This is a genomic window from Arenibacter antarcticus, assembly GCF_041320605.1.
In the GTDB taxonomy this organism is placed as follows: domain Bacteria; phylum Bacteroidota; class Bacteroidia; order Flavobacteriales; family Flavobacteriaceae; genus Arenibacter; species Arenibacter antarcticus.
In genome coordinates this window covers 4,583,871-4,607,476 of sequence record NZ_CP166679.1, presented here as the reverse complement: position 1 = coordinate 4,607,476, position 23,606 = coordinate 4,583,871, and the positions used below count along the sequence as shown (strand labels likewise).

Here is a 23,606-nt window from a genome sequence, read left to right as displayed (position 1 = left end):
AATAAATGGATAAGGAATTGATGGATATAAAAACCGAGATAGACCAACTAACCGCTAAACTTCTGGATCTTAAAAACGAGATTGCCAAGGTAATAGTTGGGCAGGAAGAAACCATAGAGCAGTTGATGATTGCCTTTTTAGCGGGAGGGCATGCCCTTTTAGAAGGGGTTCCCGGTTTAGCAAAGACATTAATGATCAAGACGCTGGCACAGGCCATAGATTTAAAGTTTAAGCGCATCCAATTTACCCCCGATCTTATGCCATCAGATATCATAGGAACCGAAATTTTAGAGGAGGACCACAGTACGGGAAGAAAGTTTTTCGAGTTTAACAAAGGTCCAATTTTCGCCAATATTATTTTGGCGGATGAGATCAACAGGACCCCTCCAAAGACCCAAGCGGCCCTATTGGAAGCTATGCAGGAGTTTGAGGTAACCTATTCCGGGAAGACCTATAAATTGGATAGGCCCTTTTTTATTCTAGCTACCCAGAACCCCATTGAACAATCTGGTACCTTCCCATTGCCCGAAGCCCAACAGGATCGATTTCTTTTCTATATTAAAATAGCATATCCCACAGCTCAGGAGGAAATACAAATTTTAAAGCACACTACCGGAATAAAGGATCAAGTCATACAAGCTGTTATAAGCGGGGAGGAGATACTTAAATTACAAAAACTAGTTAGAGAAGTACCTATTAGTGATAAGCTGGTAGAATATGTAAGTATGGTTGTAAGGGCTACAAGGCCAGAAACCACCAGCGAAGCGTATGTAAAGGAATGGGTAAGTTGGGGTGCCGGGCCGCGTGCCGGCCAGGCGATGATCCTAACTGCCAAGGCTAGGGCATTACAACAAGGCAGACTTTCAGTAACCTTGGATGATGTTAAAAAAGTAGCTTTGCCAGTATTGAGACATAGGATAATAGTGAATTTTAAAGCTGAGGCGGAAGGCATTACTTCAGACATGGTCACCCAACACCTTTTAAAGTCCACTGCAATTACAAACTAAGTACACTAACAAGTGAAGCAAGATTATCATCAGCTATTACAGCCCGAAATAATTAATAGTATCTCTGGGCTTTCCCTTATTGCCAAGGTTATTGTGGAGGGGCATTTTACTGGCTTAAATCAAAGTAGAAGAGTAGGGCAGGGGCTTCAGTTTAGTCAGTATAGAGCGTACCAGCCCGGTGATGATATGCGCCTAATGGATTGGAAAATGTTGGCTAGATCGGGTCGGTATTATATAAAGCAATCAGAAATTGATACCCATATAACCGTGAAATTTATTTTGGATGCAAGTAAATCCATGGCCCACAAGGAAAAAGAGATTTCAAAAATGGATCATGCAAGGGTATTGATCGCTTCCTTGGCTTATTTGGCAGAACAACAAGGGGATGCGGTGGGATTATTTGCAATAAACGATCAAAAGCTACATAGTCTTTATCCATCAGGACAAAAACAACATTATAAGATGTTTCTTCATCAGCTTCTCCAAATAGAGAATGAAGGGAAATGGCCTACGGATTCCCATTCCTTTCAAAAAATACATGATAGTGGCCAAAAAGAACTGATTTTCTTTGTTACCGACCTACATGAAGAGGGGGAAGAACTAACAGCGACCATCAAACAGTTAAAAAAAGCAACCAATGAAGTGGTAGTAGTGCATATTATGGGGGGAAAGGAAATGGACTTCAGCTACAACGGAAACATCCTGTTTGAGGATCTTGAATCGGGAAAACGTGTAAAGGTAAATGCAAAGATGTCCCGCAACCTCTATCTTTCTTTACTGAATACTAGGATAGATACAGTGAAGAATGAATTGTTGTCTCATAACATAGGGTACCAATTATTTAGGATGGATGAACCCATCGGAAAAGCACTTCAAATATTTATAAAAACGAGGAGTAGTATACTGTAATATGAACTTTGGAAACCCTACTTTTTTGTGGACATTTTTAGGGCTTTTAATTCCTATCGCCATTCATCTATGGAATAGGAAAAAATTAAAGGTTATTAAGATTGGGAGTATCAAATTGCTGGAAGCCTTGCCACAAAGACATACCAGTAGCATTAATTTGAACGAGTGGGCGTTACTAATTTTACGTATGTTGATTATGGTGCTTTTGACCCTAATAATCAGTGAACCTACCTTTAAAAAGTCAACAATAAAAGAACCGATTACTTATATTGTAGAGCCTTCACTTTTCAACAATGTTGGAGTTAAGGCAATTTTGGATACCATTACCCAAGGAGAGATACGATTATTGTTGAAGGGTCTTCCCCTAAAGGAAGGAGATAATTGTGCAGAGGGTTTAGCTCATACGCCCAATTATTGGCAACTAGCCAAAGAAATGGAATCCCTTGCAACGGACAGTATCGTAGTATTTTCCACAGGATCTAGGAAATGGGTAAAAGGAATGCGCCCAATTGTAGGAGCTAATATTAATTGGACGGTCCTCAATCCAACCAATCAGGTAAGCGGAGATGTTGAGGCTAGGGTCAACCAGGATTCGGTTACCATACTTACCGCCATGGGGACAGCAATGCAGCTCGCTTTTAAAAAGGAGACGTTTTCCGTAAATAATAAAAACATAGAAATAAATGAGACAAGGGATAGCATGCAAATATTTGGGGGGTTAAACGTAAGGCAGGTACCGTTACAGTTGGATACCCCTTTAAAGATCCTAATTGTTTATAACGATTCCCTTATCAGTGAGATGACCTACATAAAATACGCTTATAGAGCCTTATCTAAATTCTTGAGGAGGGATATTATTGTGGAAGAAGCTAGGGAAAATGAAGCTTTGGACACCACGGGGCTACATACGCTGGTTTGGTTGTCCAAAGCACCTGTTTTACCGGTTAATGTACCACAGTTGGTTTATAGGCCCGATGGAATGGCAAATACACTGATTGTAAATGGTAAACGCAACAATGTGTATCATCTTACTGAACCACTTAATTCGGAAAATATCCTCCAAAAGGGAATAATGGAATCGCTGTTGAACATGCTAAATCTACGTAAAGACCTATTCAATAAAATAGAACCTTATGATATTAGGGGAATGGAGAAGAGGGAATTGGAACCAATTATTACTAATCTGGAGAGCGATATTGTTTTTTATAGGACGGAAAACATAAGTCTTTGGCTATGGCCATTTTTGATCGTACTTTTAGTAGGGGAACGCATTTTGGCCAAATACCGCAGACAATAATGGATACGGGAAGGGATATATTGGTAGCTATTAGAAAGCGCTGGATGGTCTTATGGGCGCTGGAGGTTTTTCTTTACGCCCTAGGACCTGCCATTTTTCTTACTATCCTAGGGGTCGGTAAATTAGTCGTTATAATCACCTTTGGAGGTCTTTTGATCCTGCTGGTACTACTTAAAAAACCTTGGAAATTGACGTTGGACCGACTCTGTGCTACGATTGATAAAGATTGGGCACAGCTGGAGTATAGTACAGGTCTTATGCTCTTGCCAAAGAAAGAGTTGTCTAGTTTGGCCGTGCTGCAAAAATATAAGGTAACGGAACACTTAAGAGTAGCCAAAAATGATATTAAACCGGAAACACATTTCAAAAGAGCCACAATCATATTATGTTTATTTATAGTGTTGGGCATTCTCAGTATATCCATCAACGGCGAAGAACAACCGCGGTTACAAGAACAATTGCCACAACAACAGATTACTTTTAAACCTAAGGATTCCACTGAAATCCAATCGGTTATACCAGCGTTGGAGAAACAAAGGCTTTCCATTCGTTATCCTGCCTATACAAAGCTTCCAATGTTGGCCAGCTCTACAATGGAGGTGAAGGCATTGGAAGGTTCAAGAGTAGCATGGAATCTTCAGTTTAATACAGCCGTAGATAGCGTATTTATAGAAAGTATGGGAACTAGTGTTCCCATGCAGCTCAATGATGGGGAATATCGGAAGGAGATTGTCCTAAGGGCCTCCGGATTTTATAATTTTAGGTTTGTTGGAGCTTCTGGAAAATCTTTTTTTTCGGAATTATATCCAATTGAAGTTACTAATGATAGGAGTCCGACCATTGAAATTCAGGATATAGATCAATTTACCTCCTTTAATATTGATGAGAATAAAGAATTGAATTTTAATGTCTATATAAAGGACGATTATGGAATTGGGGCAGCTTATATTATCGCAACCGTAAGTAAGGGAACGGGGGAATCTGTAAAATTTCGAGAAGTAAAAATGGATTTTGATAAAGGGTTGGTAACTGGTAGTCGTAATATGACGTTGTCCAAAAAACTGGATTTAGACAAATTAAAAATGGAAGCTGGAGATGAGCTATACTTTTATGTGGAAGCCTCAGACCAAAAGGAACCAAATAAAAATACATCGCGAAGCGAAACCTATTTCGCTGTAATAAGGGACACCGTTTCCAGTTACTTCGCCGTGGAAGGGTCTTTAGGGGCTGATTTAATGCCCGATTATTTTAGGAGTCAGCGACAATTAATCATAGATACGGAAAAACTTATAGGTACCAGATCAAGTTTACCTAAAACCGAATTTAATTATACCAGTAACGAGTTGGGTTTTGACCAGAAAGCACTGCGTATTAAATATGGGGAATTTATGGGAGACGAAACCGAGATGGGGAGTCACATAGAGGAAGAAAACTTGGTAAATAATGGAGAAACTAACAGTAATAACCCATTAGAAGAGTATACCCATGATCATGATGGGGACAATAGCCATAATTTGGTGGATCATGAACATCAAGGGGAACAAATCCATATGGAGAAGGAAGATCCTTTGGAGAGTTACCTCCATAATCACGATGACCCCGAGGAATCTACCTTATTCACACAATCCCTTAAAAGTAAACTAAGACAGGCCATGGATCAAATGTGGGACGCTGAGCTGCAACTACGCTTATTTGCTCCTGAGAAGTCGCTTCCCTATCAATACAGCGCTTTAAAACTCATCCAAGAAATAAAAAACAGTGCCCGTATCTATGTGCATAGAATAGGCTTTGATCCACCTCCTATTAAGGAAACGGTAAGACTAAGTGGAAAGTTAGATGATATTGCCAGTTATCAAAAGATAGATCGTAAAGCTGCACCTATAACGTATCCCTCAATTCGTACTGCCATTGTAAGGTTGGAGAAAATTAAGGATTCTGGTAGTATAGTTTCCGAGGAGGATAGGGTAATTTTTGGTGAAGCGGGTCATGAACTTGCTGCCAAAGCTATTGAGGAACCTGGGAAATACTTAAACACCTTGCAACTTTTAAAAAAATTAGTGGAAAAAGGAGAAAATTCGCGTCAAATACTATGGGAAGTTCAGCGGGGCCTATTATTTGCTCTGCCCAAACCAATACCAGACCCGAAAAAGGATCATGAATATTATGGGGAAATGCAGGAATTACTACTAATGGAATTGCAAAGCCATGATTGAACCTATTTATTTTTTGAATGATCGTTTGTTTTGGTTCATTATGGGCGGGCTTATCCTCTTATGGGGTGTCTTTATTTGGAAAGAAGGTGCCTTATTTCCTAAAGGAAGATTTTTCGTAAGGATGTTGGTTGCAACTTTGGCCCTGTTGGCGCTGGCCTTAATTGCATTAAAGCCTATGATACCCTCAAAATATAATCCCATGGTAGGAGTCGTGCTTACTCCAGGATATCAGGTCCAATTATTGGATAGTTTAAGAAAAACACATGATAATTTAAAGGTGTTGAACTATGATGATGGAGTTGATATTTCCGATTTCTTATCACTATTACATCCAGTTTATATATTGGGGCGGGGGATAGCACCTTTTAATTTTTGGCAATATAAAAAACGCTCTTCCACATATCTAGGAGGTACTCTTTCCTCAGGGGTCGTCCGATTGAATTATGACCAAGAAGGGACCGAAGGCTCAAAATTGATTGTTAAGGGAGTTTACAATAAACCTCAATCGGGCAATGTATTGGTCTTGACGGATCCAGCTGGGACTGGTCTGGATTCCGTTGCCATGAGCAACTATATTAACCAGGAATTTTCATTGATTTCCGATCGTAAGGTACAGGGACAATTCCTGTTTTCTCTAGTGGAAAAAGATTCGATGGGGATTATAGTAGGTACGGAACCTCTGCCGCAAATTATAAGGAAGAAAAAGATATTTAAAGTGCTGATACTAAATGGTTTTCCAACTTTTGAGACCAAGTATTTAAAAAACTTTTTGGCAGAAGCCGGACATGAGTTGGTAGTAAGGAGTCAAATGACCAAAGGGAAATTCAAATTTGAATACTTCAATACCGAAAAAATAGTGGTCAATCAACTTTCACATACGCTGCTTAAAGCTTTCGACCTATTGATTATGGATTCCGAAACTTATTTGGGATTACCCAAAACTACACTAGAGGTATTGAAGGTTTCGGTATTGGATAATGGGCTCGGAATTTTTGTTCAACCTAACGAAACCTTATATACATCACAAGGGAATCTCCTAGATTTTAATTTCATAAAGGATAACATAAAGGAAATGGATTGGGAAAAGGATTCAAAAACCAAAATGAGTAAATATCCCTTCCATATTCATGATGAAATGAGAGTTGAACCCATTCACAAATCCCATAATACGCTGTTAACAGCATATAAGCGTTTAGGAAAAGGGAGGGTTGGAACTTCGGTAATGCACGGGACGTTTTCTTTACTGTTAGTAGGTGATTCACGGGGTTATAGGGAGTTCTGGACCACAGTGATTGAGGCTATAGGTAAAAGGCATATTCCCGGAGCAGATTGGAAGGTGGAAAATTTCCCTGTATTTGTAAATGAACCTTTAAACTTTAAATTGAATAATTTCACAGCGGATTCCGTTGTTAGGAGTAGTGATGGGTATAGCGTCCCATTGATGCAGCATGTGGAAGTGAAAAATTTATGGTCTGGAACCACTTTTCCCAGGCAAACTGGTTGGAATAGTTTGCAACTGGAAATAGATACTACTACCAATAATGCATTTTATGTTATGGATACTCTTTCTTGGAGTTCTTTACGGGGGTATGATCTAATTCAGGAAAATAAAAGATTTTTTAATTCAAAAAAGGATGCTGCTAAAATTCCATCCCAATACCAACTCATGAATCCATTGTGGTTCTATAGTATTTTTATTTTGGGCATAGGGTATTTATGGTTAGCACCCAAGTTAACAAAAGAAGAGTAGTAAGAAAACAATTGGTAGTTTTCTAGCTAGCTTAGGTGCTCTTAAATTATTCCTTCAGTAAATCTGAGATAACGTTACTCCTTTACATAGGCGGAAATCTCTTCCCCAAATGCTAAAAGGGAACTAATTTCCTCTGAAGTGAAATCGTAGGGGACTGGTTTAGCAACACCCAAGGTGCCGAATAAGGTATTGTTCCACATCATGGGTGCCACTATAGAACCTTCTACTTTTGTTTCTTTTGCGGCCGGACGTGCCACACCCGATTCATCAGTTTGAAGGTTGCACATTTCCACCGGTTCACGGCGCTCGGCGGCTATCCCTGCCATTCCCTTTCCAATCGGAATTTCCGAAAGTTTAGGCAATAAAAATGGAGGAATTCCTTGATGCGATTTTAGCATTAATAGTGATGAATTATCGTCCAAAAAATGAATGGTCCCAGTGGTGCAATTAAAATGGGCAATAATCTTGGATAAGATCTCCTGCCAGTTTATTGGATTGGCAGATAGAAGCGGAGAAATTATAGTGTTTGGTGATGTGTTATGCTGTGTCATGGTTTTTTTTAAAAAATATTTAAGATCAAATCTACTGAATTTGGTTCAATTCCTATGCGTTCAACTAATCTTGATTGGCATTGTTTACCTCTATCCAATACCCCTCTGGATCTTTTAGGTAAATCTGCTGTACGCCATCCGTGCGAAGGGTAATTGCTCCCTTTTTGCCCGGCCAATCCTCATAGACCACATCATTTTTATTTAAATGATCTATAAACCCTTCTAAATTGGGTGTGGACAAGCAAAGATGCATGCTTTTGTGTTTTTTCATCGTTACTGTGTCCTTATAGATGAGGTGTATCTGCGATGCCCCATCAATGGAAAACCAACGAAATCCTGGCGAGCGATCTGGATGTGGAATTTCTGTTAATCCAAGGATGTTGGAATAAAAATCTCCTGTTGTTACTAGATCATTTACAATAAGAGAGGAATGGTCTATAGAAAACGTAAAGGATTGACTATTGGACTGAAGACCAATTAGTAGAAATAATAAGATTAATGATTTATACATGTTTATTTTTAATAGTGATTATAATCTGTACCTACTTTTGTTGTGTAGATAGGTTTTCGCAGCTTTAATTTTCCTTAATGTTTTGGTCAATACTGGCCAATAAACCATTAACGATCAGATACTGTGAAATGGCATAGGTGCCCATGATTAAAAAATGTGCTTTTGGTACGGAAACGTGGAACTTATCGATAGCCAAAATGCTATCTGAAATAATGAAGAAAAAGGCCCCTAACAATACCAATATATAACTCTGCCTACTTACGTTACCCATCCGGTTTTGGGATGTAATGGCCATGGTCAAAATTGCAATAATATATATAGACACCGGAATCATTAATCCCCTTAAATCCTTTATTATTAAGCTAAATAGGGCAATTCCATAGGTAACAAGACCTATACTTACAATCCAAGACACCTTGGAATATTTAGTATTTCGTTGTTTTATAAATACAATGGTATAGCCAATATGGGCTAGTAAGAACGACATCAATCCAAACATAAAAAAGGAAGGTGAACGATTGTCGAAAAGTAACAATGTGTCACCCACTAATGAGAAGAACATGGCTAAGACCGTATATTCGTATATACTTTTTGGCAGGTGTTTACCTTTTATTCCAAAATAGATCATCAAAGAAATAACGATCAACGGCTTGGTAAGAAGTCTGTATTCTTGATAGTCCAAATATCCACATAGTAGATCTATGCAGACAATGATTATATATCCGAGTAAAAATGAAATTGATTTAAAGCTCATATTGAAATTCGGGATAATATTATGGTTTGGTTGGGGTCGTTCTACTTTTTTTAATAACAATAAAACAAAGTGTTAGTTGTAATAAAACGGCAATGGAATTGGTAAGCCATAACGCTATGGTATTAAATCTGACTCCATACAAACACCAGAACAAATAAATAAAAACCCAACCAAATAAAAAGCCATTAGAAAGGCTACTTGGGCCTTTAAACTTGTATTCTTTATAAACTTGAATTGCAATTACCAAACAGGCACTTAATCCTGCCATGATACCTATACTTTCAAAAATATTTTCTGAAATACCATAAATTAAATCCATACAGTAACATATTAAACTATAAACGGAGCAATTATCAAATTAAAGACCTGTAGGAAAGTTGATTTATGCTCCAATACCTGCATCTGGTAGGTATAGTTTTATTAAACTTTTTAGATAGGATTATAAAAATTATTTTAAAAATAGCCTTTTTAATGTTATGGCATACTTCCTCATACAGGTTGCTACGCCACTAAATATAAAGATTTATATGGTTATTCTGCCCTATATTTAATCATAATATCCTTAAAAAGCACGCTAGTAGATGGTGGCGTGTAGGAAATGGCGTTGGCGCCAGCCTCAATAGCCATTAAAATATCGTCTTCATTTTTGCCGCCAGTTGCCAAAATAGCGATGTTCTGATCCAAGTCACGGATTTTTTTTATTATGTCGGCCGTTTTAGTGGCACCAGATACATTAAAGATATCCACTCCTGCAGCAATTCTTCCCTTTATATCGTCCTTTTCCGAAACTATGGTTATAGTGACCGGAATATCAATTTTGGATTTAAGCAGTTGTATCAGGTCATTGGGGGTAGGTTTGTTTAATACGACCCCAAGTGCGCCTTGAAATTCTGCATGCAAAGCCAGTTCCACACATCTTTCCCCAGTGGTTATTCCTCCTCCAACTCCACAGAAAATAGGCTTGTCCGAAGCAAGAATAAGCGAATGGGTGATTAGGGGTTGTGGGGTAAACGGGTAAACAGCGATAATGGCACTTGCATTGGTGTTTCTAATAATGGCCACATCCGTACTAAATAAAAACGACTTTAATAACTGTCCAAAGACTCGTATTCCTGAACATTGATCTATAACTTCAGGTACGGTTACAATATTGTTTCTAAGCCGACTACCAAAGGAAGGAATTTTTTTCATTCGTTGGATTATTTTAGAATAGGAAAGGATCGTATATCATGGAATAAAAACTAATTATCTATAGGGAATTGGTGTTTGGAAAGGTAGTAAATATTTTGTCTGTGTCCATTTAAAACATATGCTCCGATGAGTTTTTTCGTAACTGCAACATTGGTTCCGTTCTAATTTGCCAATTTTTCTATGGCGAATTTGCAGCTATGGAATCGTTTTTTAACACTTTTCCAATATATTGCTTTATGCCATCCTATATAAATCGTTTTGGTGCATGGCATATTTAATTGGCATAGCTCCTTCAGGATTGCACTCTTAAAATTAAATTGACCTTATTCTTCCAAAGAACCAAATTTCCCCAAATTATAATCCTTAATCGCTTCTGTTAATTCTTCTTTTGTATTCATAACAAAAGGACCTTGTGCGGCTATGGGTTCATTAATTGGGGCGCCACTCAATACAAGCACTACGGCCTTTTGTGTAGCCTCTAGGATGAAATCGGTGCCGTTATTTTCAAATAGAACAAAGTGGTCCGTAGGCACGGTTTCTTGATTGTTTACTTTAATTTCCCCTTGTATAACCAGCAAGGCGGTAGTATAGGATTCGGGAAAGGTGAAATTTGCTTTCCCACCCTCTTGTAACTTAACATTCAATAAGTTTACTGGGGTAAAGGTGGAGGCGGCCCCTAAAATACTCTCGTATTCCCCTGCAATTACCTCTATTAGGCCCATATCATCCTTCAAGTGGTACTTATTGACCTGAGAATTGGTAATACCTTGATATTTAGGGGGACCCATTTTATCTTTGGCCGGAAGGTTGACCCATAACTGCACCATTTGAAAGTAGCCTCCCGCTTTGCTAAACCCCTCCTCATGATATTCTTTATGTAGAATTCCCGATGCGGCGGTCATCCATTGTACGTCCCCTTCCTCAATAACACCGCTGTTTCCAGAACTATCGTGATGGGCAACTTTTCCTTGATAAGCAATGGTTACCGTCTCAAAACCCCTATGCGGATGTACACTTACGCCCCTTGGCGCATCTGAAGGGGGAAAATAAAAAGGGGAATTGTAATCCATAAGAATAAATGGATCCATCCTTTTCATATCTAACCGAAAACCACTGGGAATAAAATTGTGTACCCTAAATCCATCTCCCACATAGTGTGGCTCCCTTGGAGCAACGACTATTTCAATAGCTTTTTTATTCATATGTAGATATTTATTGATTTTTAACGGTCATATGCGATTCGCATATCTTAATTCGTATTTGCGACCAGATTTCGGTCATGCTCATTTCATAGTTTTTAATTATTGTTGTGTGTTACAATATTAGGAGAAAATAACCTCCGGTACATTGATGTGGGATAAGAAATATATTAATTGGATTTAAAGTGTTTTCTGGCCAGCTCTTTTCTAACTCTGCTTAGGCTCTCCGGAGTAATTCCCAAATAGGAAGCAATCATCCATTGCTGTGCCCTTTTTGTAAGGTTGGGGTATAATGTGATAAAGTTTAGGTAGCGAGATTCCGCGTTTGCACTTAATAATAAATTGATTCTCTTTTGTTGGTACCGAATATGGTTCTGAAGTGCAATTTGGTGGTAGTTTCTAAAAGTGTTGCTAATTTCACTTGCCGGATTTAGGAAATCGGAATCAATCAATGCAACTGTACTCTCTTCGATAGTATCTATAAATAAATCCGAAGGCTCATTAAAAAATGCACTACTGCGATCGGCGACGATCCAACTTTCAGTTCCAAACTGAATAATATGTTCTTTCCCGGAAGAATCTATAGTATAAGAACGTAAAAGGCCTTTTTCCACAAAAAAAGAATGAGTGCATACTTCCCCGGGCCTAAGTAATATTTCTCCTTTCGCTATATCCCTAAACTCCACCTTTTTTATCAGCTCTAGAAACTCGGTTTCGGAAACGCTCGCCTTTGTTTTTAAGTATTTTGTAAAATTCTCCACAATTGTACATTTATGGTTAAGGCTTTGAAAATCTATACTCCATGTCCTTGGGCGTACATTACAATAAATACGCCAATTAAAGGGTTGGTTGAAGATAGTGAAAAACAACATGCTACATTCCTGAAATTTACTAAAAAAGATATTATTCCAAAGCTTCCTTGTACACTTTTAGACATCGCTCACGGGCCTCCTTATGATCTACCATTTTTTCTGGATAGGAAAGATTATCTAGGTCGGGAATCCAATTTTTAATGTACTTCCCGTCCTTATCAAATTTATCCGCTTGGGTCATAGGATTAAAGATCCGAAAATAGGGAGCTGCATCCACTCCGCAACCAGCTGCCCATTGCCAGTTCCCTACGTTGGAACTCATTTCATAGTCCAGTAATTTTTCTGCAAAATAGGCTTCTCCCCATCGCCAATCTATCAAAAGGTGTTTGCAGAGAAAACTAGCCACCAGCATACGGACTCGGTTGTGCATATATCCTGTAGCATTTAATTCATGCATCCCCGCATCTACCATAGGGTAACCCGTTTCGCCTTTCTTCCATTTTTCAAATTCCTTTTCGTTATTGCGCCATACAATTCGGTCGTATTTGGGTTTGAAGGCATCCTTCACAGTATTTGGAAAATGCCATAATATCTGCATAAAAAATTCCCTCCATATCAGTTCACTCCAGAAAACGTGGTTGTTCTCGGCAATGGCTTTCTTCATAACCTGTCGGATAGAAACCGTACCAAACCGCAAATGGGGCCCAATTCTGGATGTTCCGTTCTCAATGTCTGGAAAATTCCGGGTATCCTCGTAATTGTTAATCAATTTGGAGTTAAGGGAATACTCAGGAACTTTAATAGTAGCTGTGGTAAAGCCGATATCCGAAAGTGATACATTAGGAAGTCTGCTATTTTGTACTAAATTTTTTAAATGTTCTTCTGAGTTACTTTTATTTAAATGGTATTTTTCGTTAAACTGTGTTTGCCACTTATTTTTATAGGGTGTATATACCAAATATGGATTCCCGTCCGATTTTACGGTCTCGTCCTTTTCAAAGATAACCTGATCTTTATAGGTCTTAAATACAAGCTTGTTTTTTGTCAAAATGGTGCTAATTTCCTCGTCTCGGCGTCTGGCATAAGGCTCATAATCCCTATTGGCAATTACTTGTTGCACCTGATAATTTTGGAGTAGGTTCTGGAATATTTCCTTTGGTTTTCCATAGAAGAGGGCCAAGGATGAATTAAATTCCTGTTGAAGCTGGGAACGCATCTGTTGTAATCGATCGTAAATGAAGCCTACCCGAGGGTCATCTTTGGATAGATTCTCTAATATTTCCTCATCAAAAATAAATATAGGCAATACCGGAAAGGAATCTTTCAATGCACTATAAAGGCCAACATTGTCCTCTAACCTTAAATCTCTTCGGAACCAAAATATTGATATTTTTTCACTCATTTTATTTTTTTAATCCCTGTCTGCGTTTTAATCTATCATGCGCTAATGTTGCGCTTGCGTTTCCTGGGTTTATTATTTTTTAACTCGATTTAAATTCTAGGGATGTGGTGGTGTGTTGAACCTCCCCAAAAAGGGCTATTAATTTTTCTCTTCTATAGTCGAATATTTTTTGCAATTGCGGCTTTACCACAGATGGATGTGCAAGTTGTCCAAAAAGTCCAAATGGGAGCTTGTAATCGATGATATCTTCCATTTCCACTCCCTCTGGAACCGATGTTAAAAAATGTTTGTGATGCCAAAGAGCATATGGTCCATAGCGTTGTTCATCCACAAAATATTCCCCATCCCTAACATGGGTTATTTCAGTTGTCCATTTGGTGGTATAACCGGGAAATGGTGAAACTTTATATTGAATAATCTGCCCGGGGAACATGGGCCTGTCTCCTCCAGATAAGATAGAGAACCCCATAGCATCTGGAGTTATAACCTTAAGATTCCTAGGGTCTATAAGAAACTTCCAGGCAATTTCCTTGGATATAGGAAGAATTTGCTTGGAGCGTAATTGGTAAAGTTTCATTGTATTTGTTTGTGTAAAGTTAAAATATTATTGTTTAACAAAAAATAATAAAAGTTAAACATAATTTAATTATCTATTTACTGGCTAGTAATTGGAGCTTGAATTAATAGGTGATTAATTTTCTAACATAGCGGTTTTGAGGGTATAGCAATGTGAAGTTTGATTTAAAATAGTTAAATTAGCAGAAACTTAATAAACAGAATTAGCCATGAAAAAGATTACGATTTTAGCATTAATATTTGCGGTATCGATGGGGGTACAAGCGCAAATTGTGACACCAGAGGCTAGTCCTTTTGCTACTTTAACACAAAAGGTTGGACTTTCTGATGTTTCATTAGAATATTCTAGGCCTTCTATGAGAGGGAGAACCATTTTTGGTGATTTGGTGCCTTATGATAAATTATGGAGAACTGGAGCCAACGCAAGGACGAAAATCACTTTTAGTGATAATGTGATGATTGGAAACCAAGAACTAAATGCAGGCTCCTATGCTATTTTCACCCAACCAGGTGCTTCCAACTGGGAGATTATTTTTTATACGGAAGCAGATGGCGGTGGAGCGCCCGCAGTGTTGGATCAAAGCAAGGTTGCGGCAAAAGTAACTGCAGAAGTTCATCAAATACCCATGTCGATTGAAACCTTTACCATTTCCTTCGACCACCTTTCAGATAATTCGGCTACATTAGGACTGCTTTGGGAAAATTCCTATGTAGGTGTTAAATTTGATGTGCCTACAGAGAAAGCTGTGATGAAAAACATAGAAAATGTAATGAATGGTCCGGGTGCTGGAGATTACTATGCAGCAGCGGTTTATTACCTAAATTCTGATAAGGATATCAATAAGGCGAAAGAATGGATGGATAAGGCTATGGCCATGACCAAAGAACCAGCTTTTTGGCAGTTAAGACAACAATCTCTTATCTATGCTAAGGCCGGTGATAAAAAACAAGCTATTGCAACGGCAAAGAAATCTTTGGCAGCATCGGAAGCGGCGGGTAACGCAGATTACGTTAAAATGAACAAGGACTCTCTTAAGGAATGGGGAGCTAAATAGTTGTCATAAAATTAAAACCAATAAAAGCCCACCTAGAAGCGGGCTTTTATTATAAAATATAATATTTAAACTTATTTTTTAAAATTTTGTAATTGGAATTTTTGAACTGATTTTCCTTTATTGGGCACACGTTTGAAAAAGTATAAATAATGAAAAGACTTACAAATTTTCATTTGATATAAAATAACAACTAATTCCTTTTTTCGAAAAATTGTAAGTTATCGTTGTTGTTTCCAACGATTATCCATTCTTTATCTTTAATAGAAACAGAAATAATTTTTTTGACATCTTTATTTGCAAAAAATCCACTTTCTTTTATTGTTAAGAAATCAAAATCTCCCTTTCCGTTACCCAGCATTAAAACTCCTGTACCGGCATCGTTTCTGGGGGTCTCAATTTCGGAAACAAACATATTTCCAACCAAAATCACATCCAGATTCCCATCTCCATTAAAATCCTCCACTAGCATATCATTAATACTGCTGAACTGTGCCTTGTTAGGCAAAGCTGAAACCTTGAAATTACCATTTCCCAAATTTTCAATATAGGATGAAGCAAAGGTATCAGCTTTATAATGGAGTGACCTCTCTAAATTTTCCTTACCATATATTTGATCTATTTCCAAAGATGCAAAGAGATCGTATTTTTGAATTTTACTCTTTAAACCAGGTATTTGCTCAGATGAACAAGAAAACCCCCTTAGAGGGTAATGCTTTTCACCGTTGTAGTAACCCAACACAATATCATAACTACCGTTGTTATCAAAGTCGTTAAAGTATATGTCGAAAGGTTTCTCGGTCGAGGTTTTATACTTATAATTTAGCCCAATATTGCCGACGATAAAATCCATGTCGCCATCCTTGTCAAAGTCTCCTTTTTCAATGCTATACCACCAGCCTGTTGTGGCGTCCAACGAAGGAATTATTTCTTTTTTTAATTTACCTTGCTCATTCTTAAATACTGTTATCTGCATCCACTCCCCAACTACTATGAGATCCATGTCGCCATCATTGTCATAATCGCTCCATACGGCATCTGTTACCATGCCTAAGTCTTTAAATTCGGGAGCAATTTCCAACGTACGGTTCACCAACTTCCCATTTTCATTCTTTAATAACATGCTTGTAGCAGGCATCGGGTAATGATGTGGCACATGCCTTCCACCAACAAAAAGATCTATATCCCCGTCCTTGTCATAATCCTCGGCCACCACTTTAGAACCACTAGTATGGTCAATATTCAAGATGGCTCCTTTGGAAAAAACTCCATTTCCCATGTTCAAATAAAGTCGGTCTATATAATGTGGGTCGTTAACATTAAATTCGTTTCCACCGCTCACAACGTATAGATCTTCAAGTCCGTCTCCATTTATGTCTAGAAACAAAGCGTCAACATCTTCATAAGCAGCATCTTTATCCCATATACCATGAACGATTTCTGTGAAATTTCCATTTTGATCTGAAATGAAAAGTGAAGCACTAAATCCAGTAGCCCCACCAACAAAGATATCCTCTAGGCCATCATTATTTACATCACCCTTAGCAAGTGCAGGTCCAAATTGTGACATTTTATGAGGTAAGAGGACTTGATATTCAAAATCATTAAATTCGTTTTCTTTGTGTACAAACTCAATGGGGAATGATTCTTCATGTAATTCTTTAAATAATGTTTTACTGCTATTTGCTGCTAAGTAGGGTTTAAACATACCACCTGCCATGTTTAATTTTAAAAGTTGATTGGTCTTTATGTTATATAATTTTGTAATTGAATGATTGGGCCATTGAACCCTTAAACTGTCTATCAAAAATTCATTCCCTGTACCAAAATGTAAGATGGGTTCACTTGTCGAATAAATACCACGGACATTGGTATGTTCTAAATATTGTTTGCCCCCATTTAAATACAATGTAGCTTTTGTGCCAAATACTGGTCTATTTATTGAATCGGTCAATTTAATACGCAAATAATTATTGGCCTCAAAATTCTCTGAATTATTTCTATATACAAATGCCTTATCATTGATGTTGTTTACAATTAGGTCCAAATCCCCATCATTATCCAAATCTGCGTATGCAGAACCATTGGAAAAGGATTCTTCTTTAAGCCCCCATTCATCCATTACTTTCTTAAAATTAAGGTTCCCCATATTTTTATAGGCGTAATTTTTCAAAGGCTGCGAAGGAAGTACAGAAAGCACCTTCTTTAGGTCTAAAATATCGAAGACACTTTTTACATTACCTCCTTGAGGATTTTCCTGTAAGTATTTAAAAGTAGTTTCGTTGATGAGCTTTCCTACTTTTTTATCTGCGTCCGTGTTTCTAATATCGTGGAGCAGACCATTGGTTATATAGGTATCCTTTAAACCGTCGTTATCTAAATCGACAATAAGATTAGACCAGCTCCAATCAGTAGCTGCCATTCCAGTCAATTGAGCAATATCACTAAAGGTGCCATTCCCATTGTTAAGTTGTAGGGTATTGTACATAAATTGATAATGGCCTCCTTCATTGACCACGTTCCAGAACGCATCCGGATTCATTCCGCCCATATTCGATTTTGAGCGGAAGTTATCTTCCGCTACCATATCAACTACAAAAATATCTAAATTACCGTCATTATCAATGTCGGCCACATCCACTCCCATACTATAGTAGGACATATGGTTGAGTGCTTTGTTTCCTACATTGGTAAAAGTACCATCTTGGTTATTGATTAGTAGAAAATCTGGGGCATTAAAATCATTAGCAACATAAAGATCAGTCCAACCATCATTGTTAAAATCGCTTGCCGATACACCATTTGGAAAACCTGTTATCTTAAGCCCGGCCTCCTCGGTGGTTTCAACAAAAAAGTCCTTGCCGGTATTTTTGTAAAGTTTAACATGATATTCGTCTTTAAGCAAAGTAGTACCTGAAAATTTGGAATAACTTCCTGGATTTGGAGGTTGTGTCAACAAAAACAAGTCCAATAACCCGTCATTATCATAATCCAAAAAAGTGGCATGCCTTGTTCTTTGGGAATCGGCAATCCCAATTTTCCCTGCAGATTCTATAAAAATCCCATCCCCGTTATTGATGTATAAAAGATTACTTCTCAAATTTGGTTTATCATCATAAAGTTCACGACTGATATAAATATCCAAATTACCGTCATTGTTTACATCTGCGATGGTGACTCCAGTAGACCACCCGCCATCGTCATTAATTCCAGCCAAGTCTGTTACATCCTTAAAAATAAAGTTACCCTGGTTCATATATAGTTTGTCTGGAACTAAATTTCCGGCAAAATATAGGTCTTGTAATCCATCATTATTAAAATCACCCACCCCAACACCTGCGCCTCCATAAAAATTAGAGTATAGTAATATATTAGCTTCCTTGGTGTCCTTAATTTTATTATTGAATTCTATTCCTGTATTAGTAGATTTCAGTAAAGTGAATCGATTAGAATTCTGGGCTAATCCGAAATTGGATAGCAAATAAAGGAAAAACAAGGCGAACCAAGAATGGAACAAACTGTGCATTTTATTTTTCATTTTATTAAAGTCTTAAACTATTAAAAATAGAAAAGAGGAGAGTTTCCTCTCCTCTTTATTACTTATAAACTGAAGTAAAATGTGATACAAAATAATGTTTTAAGATTATTTTACCCACCACATTTTAGTTGTCCAAGTATCGCCGCCCATATTGGAAACAGCGGCATTGAAATTATCAGGGTTATTGCTTCCTTCTGAGGAGGGATATACTTGCCTTAATGGAATTTGTCCGTTGGTGAAATTTCCAGAAAAACTAACTGGTGTCAAAACTGGATAACCTGTTCTTTTCCAATTATTCCATGTTTCCACAAAATTACCCATAAGTCCGGTTGAAGCCCAGAATTGCTCATTGATCATCTCTAAAGAGGCCTCTGTGGAACTTATGTCCAAAGGACTGGCTGCGGCAAAGTTAAGGGCATCACCCTCACTAATTACAGCGGCCTCACCAAAACTACCCATTGAAAGCATTCCACCAACTATTCCGTTAGAATAATGTTGAGCAGCGGTAGCTGGTGTTGTATAGCCTCTTACGGCAGCATCAGCAAGTAATAACTGTATTTCTCCATAAGTAAGTAGGAAAATTGGAGCTCCCCTTTCCCTATAAATTCCTGTAGGTCTGGAATAGCTGCCTATTTTAGCAACATTATCTCCCGTTCCTGTTGGTCCTGGAAAATCTGGGTGATTACTAATATCAGTAGCACCACCACTAGTGTCATATCCGTTTGGCAATCCGATTTGAATAGTTGGATCTGAATTTCCAACAGTATTGGGGTCAAAGTTCGCAGCTAAGCCAGCAGGAGGTATCTCCGCGGATATTTCCAATCTTGGATCACCATTTGAAACTAGATAATCTATTAAAGGCTTGCTCCACCGAACTTCGTAAGTATCATCCACTGTTCTCAGTGAGGTAGCATTATTGTTAGGGAAATTATCCGCATCCATCATTAGTACCGCCTCATCAGCAGTATTTTCGAAAATGCCTCCTGACAACGCTTTGGCAAGATAAGATTGAGCCTCGGTCGGGTTGGAATTCACCATCCTCATGGCGAGTTTAAGCATTAAGGAATATCCAAACTTACGCCATTTTGTTATGTCTCCACCATATAGAGGGTCATTGGAAGGAGAGCGTTGAGAGTTGTCCAGAGCACTCAAAGCTGTTTCAAGGTCTTGCAACATTGCAGGATATAATACCTCTTGCTTATCATAAGCAGGTTGGGTAATACCATCTTCAGCCATTAGAGCCTCAGAATAAGGAATATCTCCATAAATATCCGTAACAAATGACAATGTCAACACCTTCATCATTTTTCCCAAAGCTTGTAGGTTGACCAATTCTGGATTGGCACTCGCCAATTTTTCCATTTGATCAGCTCTAGAGGCATTTGAAAAATCATTGTTCCAAACATTTTGTATATAAGAATTTATACTCCCTGAAGCTACATATTTATCTCCATTGGAATAATAATTGGCCCCTCCAGTCGTAGTTGACGCCAAAGTTTGTGTCCACATACTCTGGAACAATATAGAGCCATTGTAGCCCGTAGTGTTTTGGGCATAACTGGCTAGAATATTCGGTAGAATTAGGTTTGGATCAAAGGTTTCCGCGCCAGCTCTATTTGGGTCAGTGTTTATTTCATCGAAATTTTTATCACATGATGATAAAATTAGGATGAACCCAATAAAAAATATATTAAGGTATCTTTTCATAATTATTGTAATTTAAAATTAACATTTAACCCTATGCTTCGGGTAGAAGGTAAACTTGTTCCTTCTATACCAGTATAGTTAACATTGGAACCAAAATTATTCTCAGGGTCAATATTCTTAGAATCTCTCATTAAAATGGCCAAGTTTCTAGCAACCAAGGAGATATTTACACCTTTAAGTACACTTGTGTTTTGGAATAATTGTGAAGGCAATGTATAACCCAGGACCAACTGTCGTAATTTAATAAAATCACCATCAACAACACTTGTCCCAGTAACATTTTGGGCTAGAGCCTTATAATAAACTTCTGCATCTGCGGTTATTCCATTGGTTGTAACTCCACCTTCTCTACCTAGTAGAGTCGTTTTGTTTAATCCCCTCCATGTTGAATAATATTCAGTAGCGGAAAGTACTTTGTTACCAAAACTATAATCTATTAAAAATGAAAGATTAAATCCTTTGTAATTGAAATCGTTGTTCCAACCTCCATAAAGGTTAGGTAGGACAGAACCAAAATTTTTAAATTCGCCCCTTACAGGAAGACCATTAGCGTCGACTACTATACCACCGTTGGCATCATATTCATAGTCGTATGCCCTGATTTGGGGACCTGCCTCTCCAACTACAAAGGAGGTGACGGCATTACCCAATGTACCCCTATTCTGACCAAGGTTTATAGGATTATCATCCAAATCAGTTTTTAACACTTCATTTTTTAAAGTAGTTATATTGATTGAACTTGTCCATGAGAAATTATCGTTTTGAATTGGGACACCGGTTACCAAAACTTCTAAACCTTTATTCTGAATAGAACCATTACCAATTACACCAGAAGAAAATCCGGAAGATATGGAGTAGTTTGCATTTTGAATCTCATTTTTAGTTTTCTTATCAAAATAAGAAATATCAAAAGCCAGTCTGTTTTGGAAAAATTTAATATCTAATCCAAATTCATACTCGCTAATTGTAAATGGTTTTAACTTATTAGGTAAACTGGTTGGTGAAGATCCCGTGGGTATTCCGTTAAAGGTGTTGCCAGAATTATAATACACCGAAGTTAGATAGGGGTCATTAGGCTCACCACTAGTAACCGCATAGGAAGCTCTTAATTTTCCATATGTAATGCTCTCTGAATCTACTAAATCTGAAAAGGTAAAAGCACCTGTAACGGAAGGAGTAAATATTTCTCTATTTTCAGCGGGTAAGGTAGAGTAGGTGTCATATCGACCAGTTGTACTTAGAGTCAAATACCTTTTATAACTTAAATCTAAAGAATAATAAGCTGATTGAACCTCTCGTTTATCAAAGTCATAAGATCTTCTAATGTCTACTACATTAAAAGGTGAATATAGATAAGGTAGTACAAAGCGATTTCCACCTACACCAACAGTCTCATATTTATTCTTTCTTAAGTTGGCCCCTATAATTGCATCTAATTCAAAATCCAGATTAAATACAAAAGAGCCTCCTAATAAGCCTTCCAAGTTAAATTCTGAACGCTCAGATTGGCCTTTATTGCTTAGATTACCCTTAAGATCTGCTGTATAGGCCAATCCCCAAGGTTCTACGTCAAAGAACGTATCATTTGCAACGTCATTACCCATACGGACCATAGCATATATCTTCTCAGTGAAGTTATATTTTGTGGACAAAATAGAGATGGTTCTTTTTCTTCCATAATCGTTTACGCCTTGGTTGGCAATAAAATATGGATTAGTAACATATATATCATCACTAAATACCGTTTCAGCACCAGTTATAGGGTCATATCCAGGAGCATAAATTGTAGGATCTACATTGGGCGCCAGAAACAGGAAATTATTTGGGTTTCTTGGACCATCACTTAGAGTTGGACGATTATCCGTTTGCTCGTCAATATAGGATACGGAAGCGGCAACATTTAATTTGTCAGTAATGTTTTGATCTGCACTAATGCTAAAATTATATCTTTTTAAGCCACTATTGGGTACAATCGACTTCGCATCAAGATAGGAACCAGATGCTCTAAATGAACCATTTCCTAAACCTTTGGTAACCCCAACGGTATTTGTGAAATTACTTCCAGTCCTGTAAAAATCAAGGTAATTATTTTTAGCGACATCATAGCTGTATTGATTTCCATCGAAACCGACAACTTGGCTACCGTCCAATTTGGCACCCCAAGCTGATCTTGCCGTAGTACGTGCATCAGGAGCAGTAACTGGTTTAATACCACCTATTCCTTGTCCATATTGTTTTTGAAAATCTGTATAATCAACCCCTTGTTCTACAGAATAATTAGTGTTGTAAGAGATTTCCCAATCAGTACCTTTTTTTCCTTTTTTGGTTGTAATTAAAATCACCCCATTGGAGGCCCTAGATCCATATAAAGCAGATGCAGACTGCCCCTTAAGGACGGTCATTTTATCAATATCATCCGGGTTGATATTTCCAATACCATCTCCGCCATCGGCACCGCCCCATTGGCCAGCACTTCCTCGTTGAGTATTGTCCAAGGGTACACCGTCTATAACAAATAATGGTGATCCACCAGAAGTACTAGAGAGACCACGCATAAATATCTTTGAGGTGCCACCTGGACCACTACTAGTTCCCTTAATACTAACCCCGGCCACACGTCCAGCCAAAGAATTGGCAACGTTGGTCTCACGCGCTTTGGTGAAATTATCACCATCCACGGTGGTAACTGCATATCCTACCTTTCGTTGTTCTTTTGTAATACCAAGAGCAGTTACAACTACTTCGCCTAGTTGCTCAGCATCTTCAGATAAAGTTACATTGATAGTAGATTGACCATTAATTGGAACTTCCGTGGAGGAATAACCTAATGATGAATAGACTAATGTGCCAGTAGAGTTTGAAATTTCAATAGAGTAGTTGCCATCAAAATCTGTTGATGTACCATTCGTGGTTCCTTTTTCTACGACATTGACTCCAGGCAGCTGTGCGCCCGAATCGTCGACGACTGTCCCTGTCACCGTTTTACTTTGAGCCAGCAGCGGATAAGTTCCGAAAACCAGCACAAAAAATAATACGAGTTTTTTTAACATAATTTAATCTTTTTAGTGTTAGTTAATTAGTTGTTTGTTAAAATAATGTTAAGGGCGAAAATAAACTAAAATTTCATTTAATCATAT

At 37.9% G+C, this 23,606-nt stretch carries 18 protein-coding genes; 6 read left to right on the top strand and 12 right to left on the bottom strand.

Annotated features, from left to right (window positions below):
• Positions 1-5: 5 nt before the first annotated feature.
• The 5 genes from KCTC52924_RS18935 to KCTC52924_RS18915 are packed head-to-tail and all read left to right on the top strand — an operon-like array spanning position 6 to position 7,176.
• The gene (locus KCTC52924_RS18935) at positions 6-1,007 is read left to right on the top strand and encodes a MoxR family ATPase (protein ID WP_251807932.1); all 1,002 of its coding nucleotides are present in this window, start codon (positions 6-8) and stop codon (positions 1,005-1,007) included.
• A gap of 12 nt (positions 1,008-1,019) precedes the next feature.
• Positions 1,020-1,916, top strand: coding sequence for a DUF58 domain-containing protein (locus tag KCTC52924_RS18930; protein ID WP_251807931.1), 897 nt, complete (start codon positions 1,020-1,022; stop codon positions 1,914-1,916).
• A 1-nt stretch (position 1,917) separates the two neighbouring features.
• Positions 1,918-3,213 (top strand): BatA domain-containing protein, encoded by a 1,296-nt coding sequence (locus KCTC52924_RS18925; RefSeq protein ID WP_251807930.1) that lies wholly within the window; start codon positions 1,918-1,920, stop codon positions 3,211-3,213.
• A complete protein-coding gene (locus KCTC52924_RS18920) occupies positions 3,150-5,426 on the top strand; it encodes a tryptophan-rich sensory protein (protein ID WP_251807929.1) in 2,277 nt (758 codons plus the stop codon). The genes KCTC52924_RS18925 and KCTC52924_RS18920 overlap by 64 nt, the downstream gene beginning before the upstream one ends.
• The gene (locus tag KCTC52924_RS18915) at positions 5,419-7,176 is read left to right on the top strand and encodes a hypothetical protein (RefSeq protein ID WP_251807928.1); all 1,758 of its coding nucleotides are present in this window, start codon (positions 5,419-5,421) and stop codon (positions 7,174-7,176) included. Before KCTC52924_RS18920 ends, KCTC52924_RS18915 begins: the two co-directional genes overlap by 8 nt.
• Before the next feature lie 74 nt (positions 7,177-7,250).
• Here the strand turns inward: KCTC52924_RS18915 and KCTC52924_RS18910 are convergent, their stop codons facing one another.
• The 9 genes from KCTC52924_RS18910 to KCTC52924_RS18870 all read right to left on the bottom strand — a co-directional run bounded on the left by KCTC52924_RS18910 (position 7,251) and on the right by KCTC52924_RS18870 (position 14,173).
• Positions 7,251-7,727 carry a GAF domain-containing protein gene (locus tag KCTC52924_RS18910; protein WP_251807927.1) on the bottom strand — a complete coding sequence of 159 codons (477 nt, stop codon included), beginning with the start codon at positions 7,725-7,727 and terminating at the stop codon, positions 7,251-7,253.
• Between the two features lie 64 nt (positions 7,728-7,791).
• The gene (locus KCTC52924_RS18905) at positions 7,792-8,238 is read right to left on the bottom strand and encodes a VOC family protein (RefSeq protein WP_251807926.1); all 447 of its coding nucleotides are present in this window, start codon (positions 8,236-8,238) and stop codon (positions 7,792-7,794) included.
• A 64-nt stretch (positions 8,239-8,302) separates the two neighbouring features.
• Positions 8,303-8,992 (bottom strand): lysoplasmalogenase, encoded by a 690-nt coding sequence (locus KCTC52924_RS18900; protein ID WP_251807925.1) that lies wholly within the window; start codon positions 8,990-8,992, stop codon positions 8,303-8,305.
• Positions 8,993-9,011: 19 nt separating this feature from the next.
• On the bottom strand, positions 9,012-9,311 hold the full coding sequence (locus tag KCTC52924_RS18895) for a hypothetical protein (protein WP_251807924.1): 300 nt from the start codon (positions 9,309-9,311) through the stop codon (positions 9,012-9,014).
• A 212-nt stretch (positions 9,312-9,523) separates the two neighbouring features.
• Positions 9,524-10,183 carry a hydrolase gene (locus KCTC52924_RS18890; protein ID WP_251807923.1) on the bottom strand — a complete coding sequence of 220 codons (660 nt, stop codon included), beginning with the start codon at positions 10,181-10,183 and terminating at the stop codon, positions 9,524-9,526.
• A gap of 323 nt (positions 10,184-10,506) precedes the next feature.
• Positions 10,507-11,385, bottom strand: coding sequence for a pirin family protein (locus KCTC52924_RS18885; protein WP_251807922.1), 879 nt, complete (start codon positions 11,383-11,385; stop codon positions 10,507-10,509).
• 167 nt (positions 11,386-11,552) lie between these two features.
• On the bottom strand, positions 11,553-12,143 hold the full coding sequence (locus KCTC52924_RS18880) for a Crp/Fnr family transcriptional regulator (RefSeq protein WP_251807921.1): 591 nt from the start codon (positions 12,141-12,143) through the stop codon (positions 11,553-11,555).
• A gap of 142 nt (positions 12,144-12,285) precedes the next feature.
• The gene (locus KCTC52924_RS18875; RefSeq protein WP_251807920.1) at positions 12,286-13,596 is read right to left on the bottom strand and encodes a deoxyribodipyrimidine photo-lyase; all 1,311 of its coding nucleotides are present in this window, start codon (positions 13,594-13,596) and stop codon (positions 12,286-12,288) included.
• 79 nt (positions 13,597-13,675) lie between these two features.
• The gene (locus KCTC52924_RS18870; protein WP_251807919.1) at positions 13,676-14,173 is read right to left on the bottom strand and encodes an SRPBCC family protein; all 498 of its coding nucleotides are present in this window, start codon (positions 14,171-14,173) and stop codon (positions 13,676-13,678) included.
• 208 nt (positions 14,174-14,381) lie between these two features.
• On the opposite strand from KCTC52924_RS18870, the gene KCTC52924_RS18865 reads away from it, so the two are divergent.
• The gene (locus KCTC52924_RS18865) at positions 14,382-15,227 is read left to right on the top strand and encodes a DUF2911 domain-containing protein (RefSeq protein WP_251807918.1); all 846 of its coding nucleotides are present in this window, start codon (positions 14,382-14,384) and stop codon (positions 15,225-15,227) included.
• 190 nt (positions 15,228-15,417) lie between these two features.
• Here KCTC52924_RS18865 and KCTC52924_RS18860 read toward each other — a convergent pair whose 3' ends face one another.
• The 3 genes from KCTC52924_RS18860 to KCTC52924_RS18850 all read right to left on the bottom strand — a co-directional run bounded on the left by KCTC52924_RS18860 (position 15,418) and on the right by KCTC52924_RS18850 (position 23,519).
• On the bottom strand, positions 15,418-18,762 hold the full coding sequence (locus tag KCTC52924_RS18860) for a VCBS repeat-containing protein (RefSeq protein ID WP_251807917.1): 3,345 nt from the start codon (positions 18,760-18,762) through the stop codon (positions 15,418-15,420).
• A 105-nt stretch (positions 18,763-18,867) separates the two neighbouring features.
• Positions 18,868-20,469 carry a SusD/RagB family nutrient-binding outer membrane lipoprotein gene (locus tag KCTC52924_RS18855; protein ID WP_251807916.1) on the bottom strand — a complete coding sequence of 534 codons (1,602 nt, stop codon included), beginning with the start codon at positions 20,467-20,469 and terminating at the stop codon, positions 18,868-18,870.
• A gap of 2 nt (positions 20,470-20,471) precedes the next feature.
• Positions 20,472-23,519 carry a SusC/RagA family TonB-linked outer membrane protein gene (locus KCTC52924_RS18850; protein ID WP_251807915.1) on the bottom strand — a complete coding sequence of 1,016 codons (3,048 nt, stop codon included), beginning with the start codon at positions 23,517-23,519 and terminating at the stop codon, positions 20,472-20,474.
• Positions 23,520-23,606: the final 87 nt, after the last annotated feature.

Excerpts from the sequence above, each read along its gene's own strand:
- KCTC52924_RS18915 (WP_251807928.1), top strand. The coding sequence starts at position 5,419 with ATGATTGAACCTATTTATTTTTTGAATGATCGTTTGTTTTGGTTCATT.
- KCTC52924_RS18920 (WP_251807929.1), top strand. The coding sequence starts at position 3,150 with ATGGCCATTTTTGATCGTACTTTTAGTAGGGGAACGCATTTTGGCCAA.
- KCTC52924_RS18905 (WP_251807926.1), bottom strand. The coding sequence starts at position 8,238 with ATGTATAAATCATTAATCTTATTATTTCTACTAATTGGTCTTCAGTCC.
- KCTC52924_RS18890 (WP_251807923.1), bottom strand. The coding sequence starts at position 10,183 with ATGAAAAAAATTCCTTCCTTTGGTAGTCGGCTTAGAAACAATATTGTA.
- KCTC52924_RS18860 (WP_251807917.1), bottom strand. The coding sequence starts at position 18,762 with ATGAAAAATAAAATGCACAGTTTGTTCCATTCTTGGTTCGCCTTGTTT.
- KCTC52924_RS18925 (WP_251807930.1), top strand. The coding sequence starts at position 1,918 with ATGAACTTTGGAAACCCTACTTTTTTGTGGACATTTTTAGGGCTTTTA.
- KCTC52924_RS18900 (WP_251807925.1), bottom strand. The coding sequence starts at position 8,992 with ATGAGCTTTAAATCAATTTCATTTTTACTCGGATATATAATCATTGTC.
- KCTC52924_RS18855 (WP_251807916.1), bottom strand. The coding sequence starts at position 20,469 with ATGAAAAGATACCTTAATATATTTTTTATTGGGTTCATCCTAATTTTA.
- KCTC52924_RS18875 (WP_251807920.1), bottom strand. The coding sequence starts at position 13,596 with ATGAGTGAAAAAATATCAATATTTTGGTTCCGAAGAGATTTAAGGTTA.
- KCTC52924_RS18865 (WP_251807918.1), top strand. The coding sequence starts at position 14,382 with ATGAAAAAGATTACGATTTTAGCATTAATATTTGCGGTATCGATGGGG.
- KCTC52924_RS18850 (WP_251807915.1), bottom strand. The coding sequence starts at position 23,519 with ATGTTAAAAAAACTCGTATTATTTTTTGTGCTGGTTTTCGGAACTTAT.
- KCTC52924_RS18885 (WP_251807922.1), bottom strand. The coding sequence starts at position 11,385 with ATGAATAAAAAAGCTATTGAAATAGTCGTTGCTCCAAGGGAGCCACAC.
- KCTC52924_RS18910 (WP_251807927.1), bottom strand. The coding sequence starts at position 7,727 with ATGACACAGCATAACACATCACCAAACACTATAATTTCTCCGCTTCTA.
- KCTC52924_RS18870 (WP_251807919.1), bottom strand. The coding sequence starts at position 14,173 with ATGAAACTTTACCAATTACGCTCCAAGCAAATTCTTCCTATATCCAAG.
- KCTC52924_RS18895 (WP_251807924.1), bottom strand. The coding sequence starts at position 9,311 with ATGGATTTAATTTATGGTATTTCAGAAAATATTTTTGAAAGTATAGGT.
- KCTC52924_RS18935 (WP_251807932.1), top strand. The coding sequence starts at position 6 with ATGGATAAGGAATTGATGGATATAAAAACCGAGATAGACCAACTAACC.